Below are 16,087 nucleotides of genomic sequence, written 5' to 3' on the forward strand. Positions count from 1 at the left end.
TCGCCGCTACCGCATACTCACTGGTCGCTCACTGGTCGCGGAAGCGGGCGATCTTGACGAACTCGTCCGAGTCCAGCGAGGCGCCGCCGACCAGGGCGCCGTCGATGTCGGCCTGCGCCATGATCTCGGCGACGTTGCCGGACTTGACCGAGCCGCCGTACTGGATGCGGACCTTGTCGGCCAGCTCCTGCGTGTACAGCTCGGCGAGCTTGCCGCGGATCGCCGCGCAGACCTCCTGGGCGTCGTCGGCGCCGCAGACCTTGCCGGTGCCGATGGCCCAGACGGGCTCATAGGCGATGACGATCGACTCGGCCTGCTCGGCGGGGAGGTCCTTGAGACCGCCCTCGACCTGGGCGAGGGTGTGGGCGACGTGGTTGCCCGCCTCGCGGACCTCCAGCTCCTCGCCGACGCACATGATCGGGGTCAGGCCGTGCTTGTAGGCCGCCTTGACCTTGGCGTTGACCTGCTCGTCGGTCTCGGCGTGGTACTGCCGGCGCTCGGAGTGGCCGATCGCCACGTAGGTGCAGCGCAGCTTGGCCAGCATCGCGCCGGAGATCTCGCCGGTGTAGGCGCCGCCGTCGTGGGCGGAGATGTCCTGGGCGCCGTACTTGATCTTGAGCTTGTCGTGCTCGACCAGGGTCTGCACGGAGCGCAGGTCGGTGAAGGGCACGAGGACGGCGACCTCGACGGCGTCGTAGTCCTTGTCCGCGAGGGCGAAGGCGAGCTTCTGGACGTGGGCGATGGCCTCGAGGTGGTTGAGGTTCATCTTCCAGTTGCCCGCCATCAGCGGCGTGCGTCCGGACGGATTGGATGCCATTGCGGGTCAGTCCTCCAGTGCGGCGAGGCCGGGGAGCGTCTTGCCCTCGAGGTATTCGAGGGAGGCGCCGCCGCCGGTCGAGATGTGGCCGAAAGCGTTCTCGTCGAAACCGAGCGTCCGCACGGCCGCGGCGGAGTCGCCGCCGCCGACCACGGTGAATCCCGGGGCATCGAGAAGCGCCTGGGCGACCGTCTTGGTGCCCTCGGCGTAGTCGGGGTGCTCGAAGACGCCCATGGGCCCGTTCCAGAAGACGGTGGCGGCGTCGGCGAGCTTGGACGCGTACAGCTTGCGGGACTCGGGGCCGATGTCCAGCCCCATCCGGTCCGCCGGGACGGCGTCCGCGGCGACGGTGTCGGGGTGGGTCGGCGCCTTCGCCTTGAGGTCGGGGAACTCGGGCGCGACCACGACGTCGACGGGGAGGACCAGCTCGACGCCGGTCTTCTCCGCGCGCTCGATGTACTCCTTGACGGCCGGGATCTGGTCCTCCTGGAGGAGGGAGATGCCGACCTCGTAGCCCTTGGCCTTGAGGAAGGTGTAGGCCATGCCGCCGCCGATGAGGAGCCGGTCGGCCTTGCCGAGCAGCTCGTCGATGACCGCGAGCTTGTCCGAGACCTTGGCGCCGCCGAGGGCGACCACGTACGGGCGCCGGACGTCGTCGGTGAGCTTCTTGAGGACGCCGACCTCGGTGGCGATCAGGTAGCCGGCGTAGTGCGGCAGCCGCTTGGGGAGGTCGAAGACCGAGGCGTGCTTGCGGTGCACGGCACCGAAGCCGTCGCCCACGTAGACGTCCGCGAGACCGGCCAGCCGGTCGGCGAAGGCGGCGCGCTCGGCGTCGTCCTTGCTGGTCTCGCCGGCGTTGAAGCGCAGGTTCTCCAGCACCGCGACGCCGCCGTCGGCGAGGCCGGACACGGCGGCCTCGGCGGAGGTGCCGACGGTGTCCTCGGCGAAGGCGACGTCGGCGCCGAGCAGCTCACCGAGGCGGGCGGCGGCCGGGGCCAGCGAGTAGACGGGGTCCGGGGCGCCCTTGGGGCGGCCCAGGTGCGAGGCGACGATCACGCGCGCGCCCGCGTCCGCCAGGGCCTTGACGGTGGGCACCACGGCGCGGATGCGGCCGTCGTCGGTGATGGTGGTGCCGTCCAGCGGCACGTTGAGGTCGGCGCGGACGAATACGCGCTTGCCCGCGACGCCTTCGGAGAGCAGTTCGTCGATCGTCTTCAAGAGGGCTCCTGGGTTCTCGGATCGCTGGTGATCCTACGAGGGCCGGTCACCGCGGACGCGACGCAGGGCCCGGACGGCGCGACGTTGCGCTGCCCGAGCCCTGCTACCGCATGCGAGGTTCCTGCTGAGTCTGAGTCGCTCAGAGCTGCTCGCCGACGAAGACCGTGAGGTCGACGAGGCGGTTCGAGTAGCCCCACTCGTTGTCGTACCAGCCGAGGATCTTCACCGACTTGCCCTCCTGGACCATGGTCAGGGAGGAGTCGAAGGTGCAGGAGGCCGGGTCGCCGACGATGTCCGAGGAGACGATCGCGTCCTCGGTGTAGAAGAGGACGCCCTTGAGGTCGCCGTCGTCGGCGGCCTTCTTGAACGCGGCGTTGACCTCGTCCTTGGTCACCTCGCGCTGGAGCTCCACGACCAGGTCGGTGGCCGAGCCGGTGGGGACCGGGACGCGCATCGCGATGCCGTCGAGCTTGCCCTTGAGCTGCGGGAGGACCAGCGCGGTGGCCTTGGCGGCGCCCGTGGTGGTCGGGATGATGTTCTCCGCGGCGGCACGGGCGCGGCGCAGGTCCTTGTGCGGGAAGTCCAGGATGCGCTGGTCGTTCGTGTACGCGTGGACCGTCGTCATCAGGCCCTTGACGATGCCGAAGTTCTCGTCGAGGACCTTGGCCATCGGCGCCACACAGTTGGTGGTGCAGGAGGCGTTGGAGATGACGTGGTGGTTCGCCGGGTCGTACTTGTCCTGGTTGACGCCCATCACGATGGTGATGTCCTCGTCCTTGGCCGGAGCCGAGATGAGGACCTTCTTGGCGCCGCCGGCGATGTGCTTCTCGGCGTCGGCCTTCTTGGTGAAGATGCCGGTCGACTCGATCACGACGTCGACGCCCAGCTCACCCCACGGGATGTCGGCCGGGTTGCGCTCGGACAGGACCTTGATGGTCTTGCCGTCGACGGTGATGGTGTCCTCGGTGTGCGTGACCTCCTGCTTGAGGCGGCCGAGGATGGTGTCGTACTTCAGCAGGTGGGCGGTGGTCGCGGTGTCACCCAGGTCGTTGACAGCCACGATCTCGATGTCTGCACCCTGCTCCAGCAGCGCGCGGAAGTAGTTACGACCGATGCGGCCAAAGCCGTTGATGCCTACGCGGATCGTCACGAACCGATCTCCTCGTTGGTACGCCGGCCCGATGTGCCGGCGAGCTGTATTTGGGATGTCCCCGACCACCCCCGACCCTACCTCTCCGAGGCTTGCGGGGTGACATCGAGACGCCCCATACCCGGCACGGCGGCCCGTACCCGCCAGTAGGGGTACGGACCGCCGTGCGGTACGGGGACCGATCACCCGATTTCGTTACACCGCCGGGTCCCCGCCGGGCCCGGATTCACTCGTCCAGGGCACGCAGCGCCTGCCGGACCAGAGCCGCCCGGGCGGCCGGCTCGGTGAGGTGTTCCAGACCGAAGCCGAGCAGCACGGTGTCGTCCGTGGTGACCGCGCCGTACGTCTGGAACAGGGTCCCGGTGCGGGCCCAGTCCTTCAGGACGGCGGGGCTTCCGGCGGGCGGTCCGGAGACCTGCCAGGCACCCAGCGAGGTCTCGAAGCCCTCGGTGCCGGTGGCCGTGGAACCGACGACCAGCGAGGCCTCGTCGGCGAGGACGCCGCGGCCGCCGCTGCCGGGGTCGGTGACGTAGGCGATCGACACCTCCACGGACTTCCCGGCGTAGGCGCTCAGGTCGAACTCGACCTGCCGCCAGCCCCCGGAGGCGCCGGTGAGGCTGTTCCACTGCCCGGTGGTGCCGGTCGCGGCGCAGCCGTCGTCGGACAGGGTGAGGTAGTGCTCCAGCCAGGGGTGCCCGCCGATGTAGAAGCCGGCCCCGCACTCCGCGGGCACGGCGGTGCGGGTGGCGCCGCCCGTCTCGGGGAGCGTGGTCCAGTCGTCGGCGCCGGTGGTGTGCGCCTCGACCAGGGCGTGGTCGTAGCCGCGTTCGGTGTGGCACAGCAGCTGGGTGCGGAGCGTGGGGCGTTCGGCGGCGGTGACACCGGTGAGGTCGATGGTGCGGGTGAGGCGCTTGTAGGCGTCGTCGGTGTGGACGGCGGCCGCCATCCACGCGCCCGCGTAGGGCCCGTACGGGTTGACCGTCCCGGCGAACTTTCCGGCGCCCTCGCTCGCGAACTGCGGATAGGTGTCGGCGGGCAGCTCGTCCGAGGTGACGCTGTAGGTTCCGGCGGCGTCCAGCGGGTTGCCGGGCGCGGCCCCGAGTGCGCCGGTGGCTCCGTCGAGCCGCCCGGTGCCGGTGAACCCGGTGGCGCCGGTGGTCGAGGTGCGGGTGTAGGCGCCCAGGTAGTACTGGCTGAAGTCGTCGGAGAGGCTGCCGCCGCCGAGGTCGACGTCGCCGCCCGCCTGCTCACCGGCCTCGATCAGCCGGCCGCCCTCGTTGAGGAAGGCGCGCAGCTGAAGCTGGGTGGCGTTGCCGGGCGCCGCGGCGCCCGTGTAGTGGACGACGGTGTCGAAGTGCCCGAGGACGCCGAGCGCGTCGGGCGCGCCCCGCGTCGCGACGTCCCAGACGGCGGCCCGCTTGCCGCTCGCCTTGAGGGCGTCGACGTAGATCCGGGTCTGCGTGGCCTTCGCGCCTTCCTCGGCGACGACGAGGACGTCCGCGCCGGGCCGCTCCGCGACCGTGTACGTGAAGTGCTCGCTCGCGGTGCGTCTGCCGCCCTTGGTCTCGCCGGTGAACCAGACCTCGACCCGGTCGCCGCGTTCGCCGTGGCGGACCTTGGCCCGGTACTCGTCGAAGTAGAGGTTGTCCTCGCCGCCGTACGTCTCACCGCCCCGCCAGGGCCTCAGCCGTACGTCGTGGGTGCGTCCGCCGTTGACGCGGTACTTCAGTTCCTTGTCCCGCACGGACTTGCGGGCGACGACGGAGACCTCCTGGTCGGCGCCGCGCGCGTAGGACGTGGTGAAGGCGTCCGGGGTGAAGTCGGGGGCGTCCATACCGACCGAGGAGGACGGCCGGTCCGGGTGGGCGGCGCTCTCGGCGACGGAGAGCGCGAAGGGGATGTTCTTCGCGAACTCCCGCTGGATCAGCTTCTCGTCGTCGGGGAAGTTGAAGCCCGACTGGCAGTCGGCCGCGTTCCACTCGTCGTCGGGGTCCTGCTCGGAGATCGTCTGGCAGGTCGACATCTCCGGAGTGAACATCGCCGTGCCGTTGACGTTGGCGGCGTGTCCGTCCGCCTCACCGTTGGTGGTGTACAGCTCCGAGGAGACCTGCGGGTGGTAGCCGGGGATCGCGGAGTTCTCGGGCGTGCCGGCCAGCGCCTTGTAGAGGACGTCGTCCGGGGTGTCGGTGGCCACCTGCCAGCCGACGCCGTAGAGGAGCAGCTCGGCGGCGGAGTGGTAGTTGATGCCGTACGTGAAGCCGATCCGCTTCTGGAAGCGGTCCAGGGCCTTGGTCTCGGGCTCGGAGTTCGGGCCGGCGCCCCGGTAGGTCTGGCTGGTGGGGTTGGGGGACGAGCCCTCGTCGTCGTAGCCCCACTTGTAGGCGAAGTTGCGGTTCAGGTCGACACCGTCGCCGGCTCCGATGGCGCCGTCGCCGTTGTTGTCGCGCAGGTTCTTGCGCCACAGGCGGTTGCCGGTGTCCTCGAACGTGTAGTCGTAGCCGTCCGGGTTGGCCGACAGCAGGAACCACAGCTCGGTGGAGTCGACCAGCTTCCTGATCCGCCGGTCCTCGTCGTACTTGTCCAGGTAGTGGTGCATCAGCCGCCGGGTCATCTCCGGGGTGATCCACTCGCGCGCGTGCTGGTTGGACATGTAGAGGACGGAGGGCTTGGAGCCGTCCTTGGACTGCTTCGCGTTCTTGGTGAGCTTGAGCGCGAGGATGTCCTGGCCGTTCACCGTCCTGCCGATGGAGACGACCTTGGTGAGGCGGGGGTTCTGCCGGGCGGTCCGCAGGATCTCCTCGCGGAGGCCGCCGCTGCCGCTGTACGGGCGGAAGACGCCGTCGGCGGCGTCCTCGACGCGTTTCTCGGCCCGACTGGAAAGGGAGTGCTCGGTGAGGTCGACGCCCTGCTTCTCCAGTTTGTCGGCCTGCTGGTCGGTGAGGTAGACCTCCACGGTGGCGGTGCCCCGGTCGGGGACCCGTTCGGTGAGCTCGTGGCCGTCCTGTCCGGCGGCCAGCAGCAGGGGCACCTGCTCCTGGGTGACGTCGGCACGGAAGACCTTCACCTCGTCCGCGTCCGGGGTCACCGGACTCGCGGGTTGTGCCTGGGCGACGGGTGCGACGCCCGCTCCGCCGATCAGGAGCGCGCCGACGGCGAGGATCGATCTCGCTCTTCGTCTCATGAACCCCCCTAGATGGGGCCTGCCTGACAGGCCTGGTTCCGCCACAGTGGCGAACAGATGCCAGGCTCATGACAGCTCATGATCGAGTCAAGGGCGCGACAAAGACACGCCAAAGCCGGTGCGGGTCACCCAAGTGGGCGCCCGCACCGGCTTGTTGACGGCTTCTGTGCGGCGGTGTGTGCGGCCGCGTCGGCGCGTGTGCGGGGATGTGTACGGCCGCGTCGGCGCGTGTGTGCGGGGATGTGTACGGCCGCGTCGGCGCGTGTACGGCGGCCCGGCGCGTGTACGGCGGCCCGGCGCGCGTTCGGTCAGCCGACGAGGTTGTCCGCCAGCTCCTCCTCGCCGAGGTTGGCGTCCGTGCCGGGGATGCCGAGGTCCGAGGCCCGCTTGTCGGCCATGGCCAGCAGGCGGCGGATGCGGCCCGCGACGGCGTCCTTGGTCAGCGGCGGGTCCGCGAGGGCGCCCAGCTCCTCCAGGGAGGCCTGCTTGTGCTCCATGCGGAGCCGGCCGGCGGCCGCGAGGTGCTCCGGCACGTCGTCGGCGAGGATCTCCAGGGCCCGCTGGACCCGGGCGCCCGCGGCGACGGCCGCGCGGGCCGAGCGGCGCAGGTTGGCGTCGTCGAAGTTGGCGAGGCGGTTGGCGGTGGCGCGGACCTCGCGGCGCAGCCGCCGCTCCTCCCAGGCCAGCACCGAGTCGTGGGCGCCGAGCCGGGTGAGCAGGGCACCGATCGCGTCGCCGTCGCGGACGACGACCCGGTCCACACCGCGCACCTCGCGGGCCTTGGCGGGGATCGAGAGCCGGCGGGCGGCGCCGACCAGGGCGAGCGCGGCCTCGGGACCCGGGCAGGTCACCTCCAGGGAGGAGGAACGGCCGGGCTCGGTGAGCGAACCGTGCGCCAGGAAGGCGCCGCGCCAGGCGGCCTCGGCGTCGCAGGTGGCCCCCGAGACCACCTGCGGCGGCAGGCCTCGGATGGGGCGGCCCCGCCCGTCCACCAGGCCGGTCTGCCGGGCCAGCTGGTCACCGCCCGCGACCACCCGAACGACGTAACGCGAGCCTCGCCGCAGCCCGCCCGGCGCCATCACGATCAGCTCCGAGCTGTGCCCGAAGATCTCCAGGATGTCCTGCTTGAGCCTGCGGGCCGCCCGCGCGGTGTCCAGCTCCGCCTCGATCACGATGCGCCCGCTCACCAGGTGAAGGCCGCCGGCGAACCGCAGGATGGCGGATACCTCCGCCTTTCTGCAGCAGGTCCGGGTGACGGGGAGCCGGGAGATCTCGTCCTTCACCGCTGCCGTCATCGCCATGGGCCGATCCTTCCATGCATCCGAAAAATACGGTCGTACGCGGCGGCCAGCAGCTCCGGGTCGTGCCTCGGGGTCCCGTCGGTCCGGGCGACCGGAGCCAGTTCGACCGCGGCGCCGAACCGTTTCGCGGCGTCGGTGAGCGAGTCACGGTCGGGCACGGCGGCCTCGTCGGCCAGCACCACGTCCAGGGCGAGTTTAGGGGCGTGTCGTCCCAAAACCTCCAAATGACGCTGCGGAGAGAACCCCTCGGTTTCTCCGGGCTGGGGGGCGAGGTTGAGGGAGAGGACCCGGCGGGCCTTCGTCTCGGCCAGCGCGTCCAGCAGATCCGGCACGAGCAGGTGCGGGATGACCGAGGAGAACCAGGAGCCCGGGCCGAGCACCACCCAGTCGGCGTCCAGGACGGCGTCGACCGCCTCGGGGACGGCCGGCGGGGCGCCCGGCACCAGGTGCACGGACTGCACCTCACCGGGCGTGAGCGCCACCGTCGCCTGCCCCCGGACGGTCTCCACCTCGTCCGGGCGGCCGGGGTCGTGCCCCCGCACCAGGGCCTGCAGCTCCAGCGGGACGGCGGACATGGGCAGCACCCGCCCGTGCGCGCCGAGCAGCTTGCCGACCAGGTCCAGCGCCTGGACGTGGTCGCCGAGCTGCTCCCACAGGGCGACGATCAGCAGATTGCCGACCGCGTGCTCGTGCAGGTCGCCCTGGGACTGGAAGCGGTGCTGGATGACGCGGGCCCAGGTCTGGCCCCAGTCGTCGTCGCCGCACAGCGCGGCCAGCGCCTTGCGCAGGTCGCCGGGCGGCAGCACGCCCAGCTCGTCGCGCAGGCGCCCGCTGGAGCCGCCGTCGTCGGCCACGGTGACGACGGCGGTCAGGTCGCCGGTGATCCGGCGCAGTGCGGCGAGCGAGGCGGACAGTCCCATGCCGCCGCCGAGGGCGACGACCTTGGGCTGGGCGCCCCGGCGGCGCGGCCTGCCGCCGCGCGCCTGTTCGGGCCGGGCGGCGCGGGTCTCGGCGGGCCTGCCGCCGCGTCCCTCGGGCACCACCCGGCGCAGCCTGCTCAGCCGCGGAGTACGTCCAGTCATTCCCGTCCCATGTCCCGGTGGACGACCACCGTCTCCACGCCCTCGGCGGCGAGCCGGGCGGCGAGCTTCTCCGACATGGCCACGGACCGGTGCTTGCCGCCCGTGCAGCCGACGGCGACGGTCACATAGCGCTTGCCCTCCCGACGGTAGCCCGCGGCGATCAGCTGGAGCAGCTCGGCGTAGCGGTCGAGGAACTCCTTGGCGCCCGGCTGGTTGAGGACGTACGAGGAGACCTCCTCGTTCAGGCCGGTGAAGGGGCGCAGCTCCGGGACCCAGTGCGGGTTGGGCAGGAAGCGCATGTCCACGACCAGGTCGGCGTCGACCGGGAGCCCGTACTTGAAGCCGAACGACATGACGGTGGCCCGCAGCTCGGGCTCCTCGTCGCCGGCGAACTGGGCGTCCATCTTGGCGCGCAGCTCGTGCACGTTGAGGCTGGAGGTGTCGATCACCAGGTCGGCGTCGCCGCGCAGCTCGCGCAGGAGCTGCCGCTCGGCGGCGATGCCGTCGACGATGCGGCCGTCGCCCTGGAGGGGGTGCGGGCGGCGCACCGACTCGAAGCGGCGCACCAGCGCGTCGTCGGAGGACTCCAGGAAGACGATCCGCCGGGTGACACCGCGGGTGTCGAGGTCCGCGAGGGATTCGCGCAGGTTGTCGAAGAAGCGCCGGCCGCGGACGTCGACGACGACCGCGATACGGGCCACGTTGCCCTGCGAGCGGGCGCCCAGCTCCACCATGGTGGGGATCAGCGCGGGCGGCAGGTTGTCGACGACGAACCAGCCGAGGTCCTCCAGACACTTGGCGGCCGTCGAGCGGCCGGCTCCGGACATGCCGGAGATGATCACCAGCTCGGGGATGGGCGCCTCGTGCGCCCCGGCTGTTTCCTTGCCCGTACTCACCTGTGCTCCGTCGTCCTGGCCCGGTCCGGGGCCGGCCGTCTGCGGGCCGGCGTCCGCGCCGGTCGTGCGGTGGGTCTGTTCTCCTCCGGCTGTGGGCCGTGCCTCGTGCTCGGTCATCTCTCCTGCCCCCGTCGTTCGTCCGGGGTGCCCGCGGACACGGGCTCCCCCGGGGCGTCCGCCGTCGTCTCGGGCGCCCCGTCCTCGTCATCCATGATCTCTCCGGTCGCCGTGTTCACGGCGGGCGCGGCCGGGGTGGCCCGGGCGAGGGCCACGGCGACCGTCTCGGCCGTCTTCCGGCCTATGCCGGGCACCTCGCAGATCTGGTCGATCGTCGCCGACCGCAGCTTCTTCACCGAACCGAAGTGCTTGATCAGCGCCTGCTTGCGGGTCTCCCCCAAGCCCGGCACCTCGTCCAGCGGGCTGGAGCGGAAGCGTTTGGCACGCTTGGTGCGCTGATAGGTGATCGCGAAGCGATGGGCCTCGTCGCGGACCCGCTGGAGCAGGTACAGGCCCTCGCTGGTACGCGGCAGGACGACCGGGTCGTCCTCGCGGGGCAGCCAGACCTCCTCCAGCCGCTTGGCGAGGCCGCAGACGGCGATGTCGTCGATACCGAGCTCGTCCAGGGCCCGCTGGGCGGCCGCCACCTGCGGCTGTCCGCCGTCGACGACGACGAGCTGGGGCGGGTAGGCGAAACGCTTGGGACGACCGTCGTCGTCCTTGAGGGCGGGCCCGTCCGTGAGGGCGAGGTCGTCGGCGGCGGCGTGGGGCGTGGTGTTGTGGCCGGGCGTGGCGCCGTGATCGGGCGTGGCGCCGTGATCGGGCGTGGCGCCGTGATCGGGCGTGGCGCCGTGGTCGGGCGTGGCGCCGTTGGTGGTGGCCGTCGTGACGGCGTCGTCCTCCCCGTCCGCCCACTCGCCGGTCCGCTCCTTCTCGGCGAGATAGCGGCGGAAGCGGCGGGTGATGACCTCGTGCATGGAACGGACGTCGTCCTGTCCCCGGAAGCCCTTGATCTGGAACCGTCGGTATTCGCTCTTCCGGGCCAGTCCGTCCTCGAAGACGACCATGGAGGCCACGACGTCGTCGCCCTGGAGGTGGGAGATGTCGTAGCACTCGATCCGCAGCGGGGCGCTGTCGAGATCCAGGGCGTCGGCGATCTCCTCCAGGGCGCGCGAACGCGTCGTGAGGTCGGAGGCGCGCTTGGTCTTGTGCAGGACGAGTGCCTGCTGCGCGTTGCGCTGGACGGTCTCCATCAGCGCCTTCTTGTCGCCGCGCTGCGGGATGCGCAGCGACACGCCCGAACCCCGGCGGTCGGTCAGCCACTGCTGGACCGGCTCCACCGGGTCGGGCAGGGCGGGGACCAGGACCTCCTTGGGAACGGCGTCCCCGCTCTCCTCCCCGTACAACTGCTGGAGGGCGTGTTCCACGAGGGCGCCGGTGGTGATCTCCTCCACCTTGTCGGTGACCCAGCCGCGCTGGCCGCGCACGCGTCCGCCGCGCACGTGGAAGATCTGGACGGCGGCCTCCAGCTCGTCCTCCGCGACCGCGATCAGGTCGGCGTCGGTGGCGTCGGCGAGCACGACCGCGCTCTTCTCCATGGCCTTCCTGAGCGCCCCGATGTCGTCGCGCAGGCGCGCCGCCCGCTCGTACTCCATGTCCTCGGCCGCCTCGCCCATCTTCCGCTCCAGACGGCGCAGATAGGTGCCGGTGCGGCCCGCCATGAAGTCGCAGAACTCCTCGGCCAGCTCCTGGTGGTCCTCGGCGGAGATCCGCTCCACGCAGGGGGCGGAGCACTTGCCGATGTACCCGAGCAGACAGGGGCGGCCGGTACGGGCGGCGTTCTTGAAGACACCGGCGGAGCAGGTGCGCACCGGGAAGACGCGCAGCAGGAGGTCGACCGTGTCGCGGATCGCCCAGGCGTGCCCGTACGGCCCGAAGTAGCGCACGCCCTTCTTCTTGTGGCCGCGCATCACCTGGACGCGCGGGAACTCCTCGTTCATCGTCACCGCGAGGTACGGGTAGCTCTTGTCGTCGCGGTACTTGACGTTGAACCGGGGGTCGTACTCCTTGATCCAGGAGTACTCCAGCTGCAACGCCTCGACCTCCGTGGACACCACGGTCCACTCCACGGACGCGGCCGTGGTGACCATGGTGCGGGTGCGGGGGTGGAGGTTCGCCAGGTCCTGGAAGTAGTTCGCCAGGCGCTGGCGCAGGCTCTTCGCCTTTCCGACGTAGATCACCCGGCGGTGCTCGTCACGGAACCTGTACACCCCCGGGGAGTCCGGGATCTCACCCGGCCTGGGGCGGTAGCTGGAGGGGTCGGCCATGACTCACACCCTACTGGCGAGGGCCGACACTCCGGCGGGGCTGTGGACGACGGGTCCGGCCCCTGTGGACGGCCGCCGGGGAAGCCCGGGGAGGACGGTCCGGGGCCGGCCGGTCACGCCGCGTGCCCTCGGGACTGCGAGCCCGTGCGTTCTCGGCCAGGAGCGCGTGACGGTCGGGCGTCAGGTGTTGTCGGGACTAGGTCAACACGCTTCAATGCGGGGGGACTCGGGGCCCTGAAGCACGGCGTACGGATGTGAAGACCGCTGCGCCGCGACCGGGGGAGGGCGGCCCCGGCCGATCCGCGTCGAACGGTCTGACCAGCCGTCGTGAACTTCACAGAAAGGCCCCTGCATGCCGCACGCCACACAGCACGCGGACGTCGCCACCGCGGAACTCGACTCGGCCCTGCGCGGTGGCCCCTTCCACGTCGCCCTGCGCGCCGCGATCGCCGCTCGCGGACTACCGCTGCAGCGCGTGCAGCACCATCTGTCGCGCCACGGGGTGAAGGTGGGCGTCACCAGCCTGAGCTACTGGCAGCAGGGCGCCCGCCGCCCGCAGCGCCCCGAGTCGCTCCGGGCCGTGCGAGCCCTGGAGGAGATACTCCAGCTGCCCGAGGAATCGCTGATCCGACTGCTCGCCGAGGCGGAGGAGGAATCCCCCGAGCGGCGGCCCGCCGCCCGCTCCTACCGCGCCCACCTGGAGGCTTCGGGCGTCCTGGACCGGCTGCTGGCCGAACTGGGCCAACCGTCGCCGGACAGCGGGGTGCACATCCTCGGCCACCACGAACTGATCCGCGTCGGAGCACACCGGGAACTGGCGGGACGCGAGTCGCACCACATCGTCCGCGCCCACCGCGACGGCGTCGACCGCTTCGTCGCCGTCCACTACGGCGATCCGGGATGCGCTCCCGCGCGGATGACCGTCCACGCGCTGGAGAACTGCCGCACGGGACGCGTCCGCATCCACCACGACACCGGTCTGCTGGTGACCGAGGTGCTCTTCGACACGTGGCTGCGCGCCGGGGACACCCATCTCTTCCGCTACGGCGTGGAGGACGGCACGGCGGGGGTGTCACGGGAGTACGTCCGCGGGTTCGGTTCGGCGGGCGGGCAGTACGCGCTCCAGGTGCGGTTCGACGCCGCGGCGCTGCCGGTGCGCTGCCACCGGTTCACCCAGCACTCGCCGGCGGCACCGCGCGGCGGCCGGCGGGAACTCGCCCTCAGCGGCCGGCACCACTCGGTGCACCTCGTGGAGCCGCGGGCGCGGACGGGGATGCTGGGGATCGGGTGGGACTGGGAGTAGGCGGGCGCGGGCGGGCGAGGTGAGCCGGCGGCTCCTCGCCCACCGCGGTCAGGTCCCGGGGCTCGCGACGATGCGGCCCCGCTTCACCTCGACCGGGAGTTCGATGAGCGGCGAGGTCGCCGGGGCGTGCAGCACCTCGCCGGTCCGGGCGTCGAACGCGCTGCCGTGGCAGGGGCAGACCAGCTTCGTGCCCTCCAGCTTCTTGATGGGGCACCCCGCGTGCGTGCAGACCGTGCTGAACGCCTTCAGGGTGCCGTCCTCGGCCCGGCTGACCACCACGTTGCCGTCGGGGTAGAGCTTCGTCGCGCCCTTGGCGACCTCGCCCTCCGCTCCCAGCTCGACGGGCGCGGTGGGCCTGGCCGGGGCGGCGCCGTCGTCACCCGGTGAGCAGGCGGCCGCGGCGAGTCCGGCGACGGGCGTGAGGGCCGCCGAGCGCAGGACGGTACGGCGGCTCGGGGCGGGGCGGCCAGGCATGGGATCTCCACTGTCCAGGGGGTGTGCAGGGCGACGATATCCGGCGGGCGGGGCCGCGCCTCGGGGCGGGTGGGGTGTTCGGGACGGAGGCGTAAACGTTTGCGCAAGCGTTTACGCCGACCCGGCGCATGGGGTACGGTCCCGGCCGACGCACGCACCCGCGGCACGGAGCCGGTGCGGCGGCGATACGGACATACGGAGCCGGTGCGCGGCGATACGGAAATGGGGACGCCGATGCCGACCATGGTGGACGTCGCACGGAGCGCCGGGGTCTCCGTGGCGACCGTCTCGCACGTGCTCAACGACACCCGCCCGGTCCTGCCGGCCACCCGCCAGGCGGTCCTCGACGCCGTCGAGGAGCTGGGCTACACCCCCAACACCCTGGCCCGTTCCCTGGTGACCTCCCGCACCCGCTCGATCGGGCTCGCGGTGTCGGCGATCAGCAACCCGTACTTCACGGAGATCCTCCAGGGCGTCGAGGCCAGTGCGCTGGAGCACGGCTACAGCCTGCTCATCGCCGACCCGCACGACGATCCCGGGCACGAGCGCAAGGTCGTCCAGCTGCTGCACGAGCGGCGCGTGGACGGCATGATCGTCGCGCCCTCCGCCGAGCCGGGGGACCTGGTCGCCTATCTCGGGCGCCACCGGGTGCCGGCCGTGTTCCTCGACCGGGTGGTCGAGGTGCCGGAGGGCGACGGCGCGCCACGCTTCGACCAGGTCTGCGCGGAGGGCACCGAGCCGACGGCACTGCTGGTCGGCCATCTCGCCGGGCTCGGCCATCGCCGCATCGGCCTGGTCGCGGGCCGGCCGGGGCTCAGCACGACCCGCGAGCGGATCACCGGGTACCGGCACGGCCTCGCGGCCGCCGGGCTGCCCTTCGACGACCGTCTGCTGGTCCACGGCGACTCCGAGGCGGACGGCGGCGCAAGAGCCACCGCGGCCCTGCTGTCGCGGGCGGTGCCGCCCACCGCGCTGGTCACGGCCAACAACGCGATGACCATCGGCGCGCTGCGCGCCCTCCGGGACCGGGGCCTGTCCGTGCCCGGCGACCTCGCACTGTGCTGCTTCGACGACTTCGCGTGGGCCGACCTCTTCACGCCGCGCCTCACCGCCGTCGCCCAGCCCAGCAGGGACCTCGGCGCGCAGGCCCTCCGGCTGCTGCTGGAACGCCTCGACACGCCGGACCGGCCCGCCCGGACCGTGCGCCTGCCCTGCGCCTTCGTCCACCGCACGTCCTGCGGCTGCCCCGAGCAGACCGAGGAAGCCCACGTCACCGCTCCCGAAAGGACCCTCCCGTGATCGTCGTCGCCGGTGAGGCACTGATCGACCTGGTACCGCAGGGCACGGGCGCCCTCGCCGCACTGCGGCCCGCCCTCGGTGGCGGCCCGTACAACACCGCCGTCGCACTGGGCCGCCTCGGCTCCCCCACCGCCTTCTGCTCCCGGGTCTCGTACGACGCCTTCGGCGAGGCGCTCCTGGACCGGCTGCGGGAGACGGGTGTGGACGTCGCGCCCGTGCAGCGCGGGACCGAGCCGACGACGCTCGCCGTGGCCTCGGTGGACGCGGCCGGTTCGGCCGCGTATTCCTTCTACGTGGACGGCACGGCGGACCGGCTGTTCACGGTGCCCGCCGACCTGCCGCCGGGCACCCGGGCGGTGTCCTTCGGGACCTGCTCGCTGGTGCTGGAGCCGGGTGCGAGCGCGTACGAGGGGCTGCTGCGCGCGACGGCCGCACGGGGCGTCTTCACGGCGCTGGACCCGAACATCAGGGCCGGACTGATTCCGGACCCGGACGCCTACCGCGCCCGGTTCAAGAGCTGGCTGCCGTCCGTGTCACTGCTGAAGTTGTCCGAGGAGGACGCCGCGTGGCTCGGCGGCACGCCCCGGGAGTGGCTGGCGTCCGGGCCGGCGGCGGTCGTGGTCACCCGGGGCGGCGCCGGGCTCACCGCGTTCACCCGCGACGGTGGCGAGTACGCGGTGCCGGGCGAGCGGGTCGAGGTGGCGGACACGATCGGTGCGGGCGACACGGTGAACGCGGCACTGCTGCACGGCCTTGCCGCACGCGACGCCCTCGATCCCGACGGCCTGGCCGCCCTGGGACCGGAGGGATGGACGGGGCTGCTGGGTTTCGCCGCCCGCGCGGCCGCGATCACCTGCTCCCGCGCGGGCGCCGAACCGCCGTACGCCCACGAGATGACCGTCTGACGGCGCATGACCGTCTGACGGCGCGTCCGGCGGGCGCGGACCGCACGAACGCGGGTCGGCGAGCCCGCGGGCGCGCGCCCGCCCGGCCGGCCCGGGCCACAGGTACGACGCGCCGGGGCCCACGGATGATCGTGGGC

General features: G+C 72.1%; 12 protein-coding genes. 3 read left to right on the plus strand and 9 right to left on the minus strand.

Annotation, left to right across the window (positions count from 1 at the left end):
* Positions 1 to 28: 28 nt before the first annotated feature.
* From tpiA to uvrC, 8 genes are all read right to left on the minus strand, one after another.
* Positions 29 to 784: a triose-phosphate isomerase gene (gene tpiA, locus ACFW01_RS35655; protein WP_234954633.1), complete on the minus strand. Its 756-nt coding sequence runs from the start codon at positions 782 to 784 to the stop codon at positions 29 to 31.
* Between the two features lie 39 nt (positions 785 to 823).
* The gene (locus ACFW01_RS35660; RefSeq protein WP_234953470.1) at positions 824 to 2,035 is read right to left on the minus strand and encodes a phosphoglycerate kinase; all 1,212 of its coding nucleotides are present in this window, start codon (positions 2,033 to 2,035) and stop codon (positions 824 to 826) included.
* Positions 2,036 to 2,174: 139 nt separating this feature from the next.
* On the minus strand, positions 2,175 to 3,185 hold the full coding sequence (gene gap / locus ACFW01_RS35665) for a type I glyceraldehyde-3-phosphate dehydrogenase (protein ID WP_122615080.1): 1,011 nt from the start codon (positions 3,183 to 3,185) through the stop codon (positions 2,175 to 2,177).
* A 226-nt stretch (positions 3,186 to 3,411) separates the two neighbouring features.
* A complete protein-coding gene (locus tag ACFW01_RS35670) occupies positions 3,412 to 6,366 on the minus strand; it encodes a M14 family zinc carboxypeptidase (protein ID WP_384510646.1) in 2,955 nt (984 codons plus the stop codon).
* A 308-nt stretch (positions 6,367 to 6,674) separates the two neighbouring features.
* Positions 6,675 to 7,667: a DNA-binding protein WhiA gene (gene whiA, locus ACFW01_RS35675; RefSeq protein ID WP_122615079.1), complete on the minus strand. Its 993-nt coding sequence runs from the start codon at positions 7,665 to 7,667 to the stop codon at positions 6,675 to 6,677.
* Positions 7,658 to 8,749 carry a uridine diphosphate-N-acetylglucosamine-binding protein YvcK gene (gene yvcK / locus ACFW01_RS35680; protein WP_384510649.1) on the minus strand — a complete coding sequence of 364 codons (1,092 nt, stop codon included), beginning with the start codon at positions 8,747 to 8,749 and terminating at the stop codon, positions 7,658 to 7,660. Before yvcK ends, whiA begins: the two co-directional genes overlap by 10 nt.
* The gene (rapZ, locus tag ACFW01_RS35685) at positions 8,746 to 9,762 is read right to left on the minus strand and encodes an RNase adapter RapZ (RefSeq protein WP_384510652.1); all 1,017 of its coding nucleotides are present in this window, start codon (positions 9,760 to 9,762) and stop codon (positions 8,746 to 8,748) included. The genes yvcK and rapZ overlap by 4 nt, the downstream gene beginning before the upstream one ends.
* Entirely contained in the window at positions 9,759 to 11,969 is a 2,211-nt protein-coding gene (gene uvrC, locus ACFW01_RS35690) for an excinuclease ABC subunit UvrC (protein WP_384510655.1), read from the minus strand. The genes rapZ and uvrC overlap by 4 nt, the downstream gene beginning before the upstream one ends.
* Positions 11,970 to 12,321: 352 nt before the next feature.
* Between uvrC and ACFW01_RS35695 the strand changes: the two genes are divergently transcribed.
* Entirely contained in the window at positions 12,322 to 13,272 is a 951-nt protein-coding gene (locus ACFW01_RS35695) for a hypothetical protein (protein WP_234953478.1), read from the plus strand.
* Positions 13,273 to 13,320: 48 nt separating this feature from the next.
* Here ACFW01_RS35695 and ACFW01_RS35700 read toward each other — a convergent pair whose 3' ends face one another.
* Positions 13,321 to 13,746 (minus strand): Rieske (2Fe-2S) protein, encoded by a 426-nt coding sequence (locus ACFW01_RS35700; protein ID WP_234953480.1) that lies wholly within the window; start codon positions 13,744 to 13,746, stop codon positions 13,321 to 13,323.
* Between the two features lie 234 nt (positions 13,747 to 13,980).
* Between ACFW01_RS35700 and ACFW01_RS35705 the strand changes: the two genes are divergently transcribed.
* Together ACFW01_RS35705 and ACFW01_RS35710 are read left to right on the plus strand one after the other, a co-directional pair.
* Positions 13,981 to 15,045 carry a LacI family DNA-binding transcriptional regulator gene (locus ACFW01_RS35705; RefSeq protein ID WP_384510659.1) on the plus strand — a complete coding sequence of 355 codons (1,065 nt, stop codon included), beginning with the start codon at positions 13,981 to 13,983 and terminating at the stop codon, positions 15,043 to 15,045.
* Entirely contained in the window at positions 15,042 to 15,950 is a 909-nt protein-coding gene (locus ACFW01_RS35710; protein ID WP_384510662.1) for a carbohydrate kinase, read from the plus strand. The genes ACFW01_RS35705 and ACFW01_RS35710 overlap by 4 nt, the downstream gene beginning before the upstream one ends.
* The last annotated feature ends 137 nt before the right edge of the window (positions 15,951 to 16,087 follow it).

The sequence above is a fragment of the Streptomyces sp. NPDC058985 genome (assembly GCF_042740985.1).
Taxonomy (GTDB): Bacteria; Actinomycetota; Actinomycetes; order Streptomycetales; family Streptomycetaceae; genus Streptomyces.

Bases quoted from the DNA above. Each gene is read 5' to 3' on its own strand.
- tpiA (WP_234954633.1), bottom strand. From the start codon at position 784: ATGGCGGGCAACTGGAAGATGAACCTCAACCACCTCGAGGCCATCGCC.
- ACFW01_RS35670 (WP_384510646.1), bottom strand. From the start codon at position 6,366: ATGAGACGAAGAGCGAGATCGATCCTCGCCGTCGGCGCGCTCCTGATC.
- whiA (WP_122615079.1), bottom strand. From the start codon at position 7,667: ATGGCGATGACGGCAGCGGTGAAGGACGAGATCTCCCGGCTCCCCGTC.
- yvcK (WP_384510649.1), bottom strand. From the start codon at position 8,749: ATGACTGGACGTACTCCGCGGCTGAGCAGGCTGCGCCGGGTGGTGCCC.
- rapZ (WP_384510652.1), bottom strand. From the start codon at position 9,762: ATGACCGAGCACGAGGCACGGCCCACAGCCGGAGGAGAACAGACCCAC.
- uvrC (WP_384510655.1), bottom strand. From the start codon at position 11,969: ATGGCCGACCCCTCCAGCTACCGCCCCAGGCCGGGTGAGATCCCGGAC.
- ACFW01_RS35695 (WP_234953478.1), top strand. From the start codon at position 12,322: ATGCCGCACGCCACACAGCACGCGGACGTCGCCACCGCGGAACTCGAC.
- ACFW01_RS35700 (WP_234953480.1), bottom strand. From the start codon at position 13,746: ATGCCTGGCCGCCCCGCCCCGAGCCGCCGTACCGTCCTGCGCTCGGCG.
- ACFW01_RS35705 (WP_384510659.1), top strand. From the start codon at position 13,981: ATGCCGACCATGGTGGACGTCGCACGGAGCGCCGGGGTCTCCGTGGCG.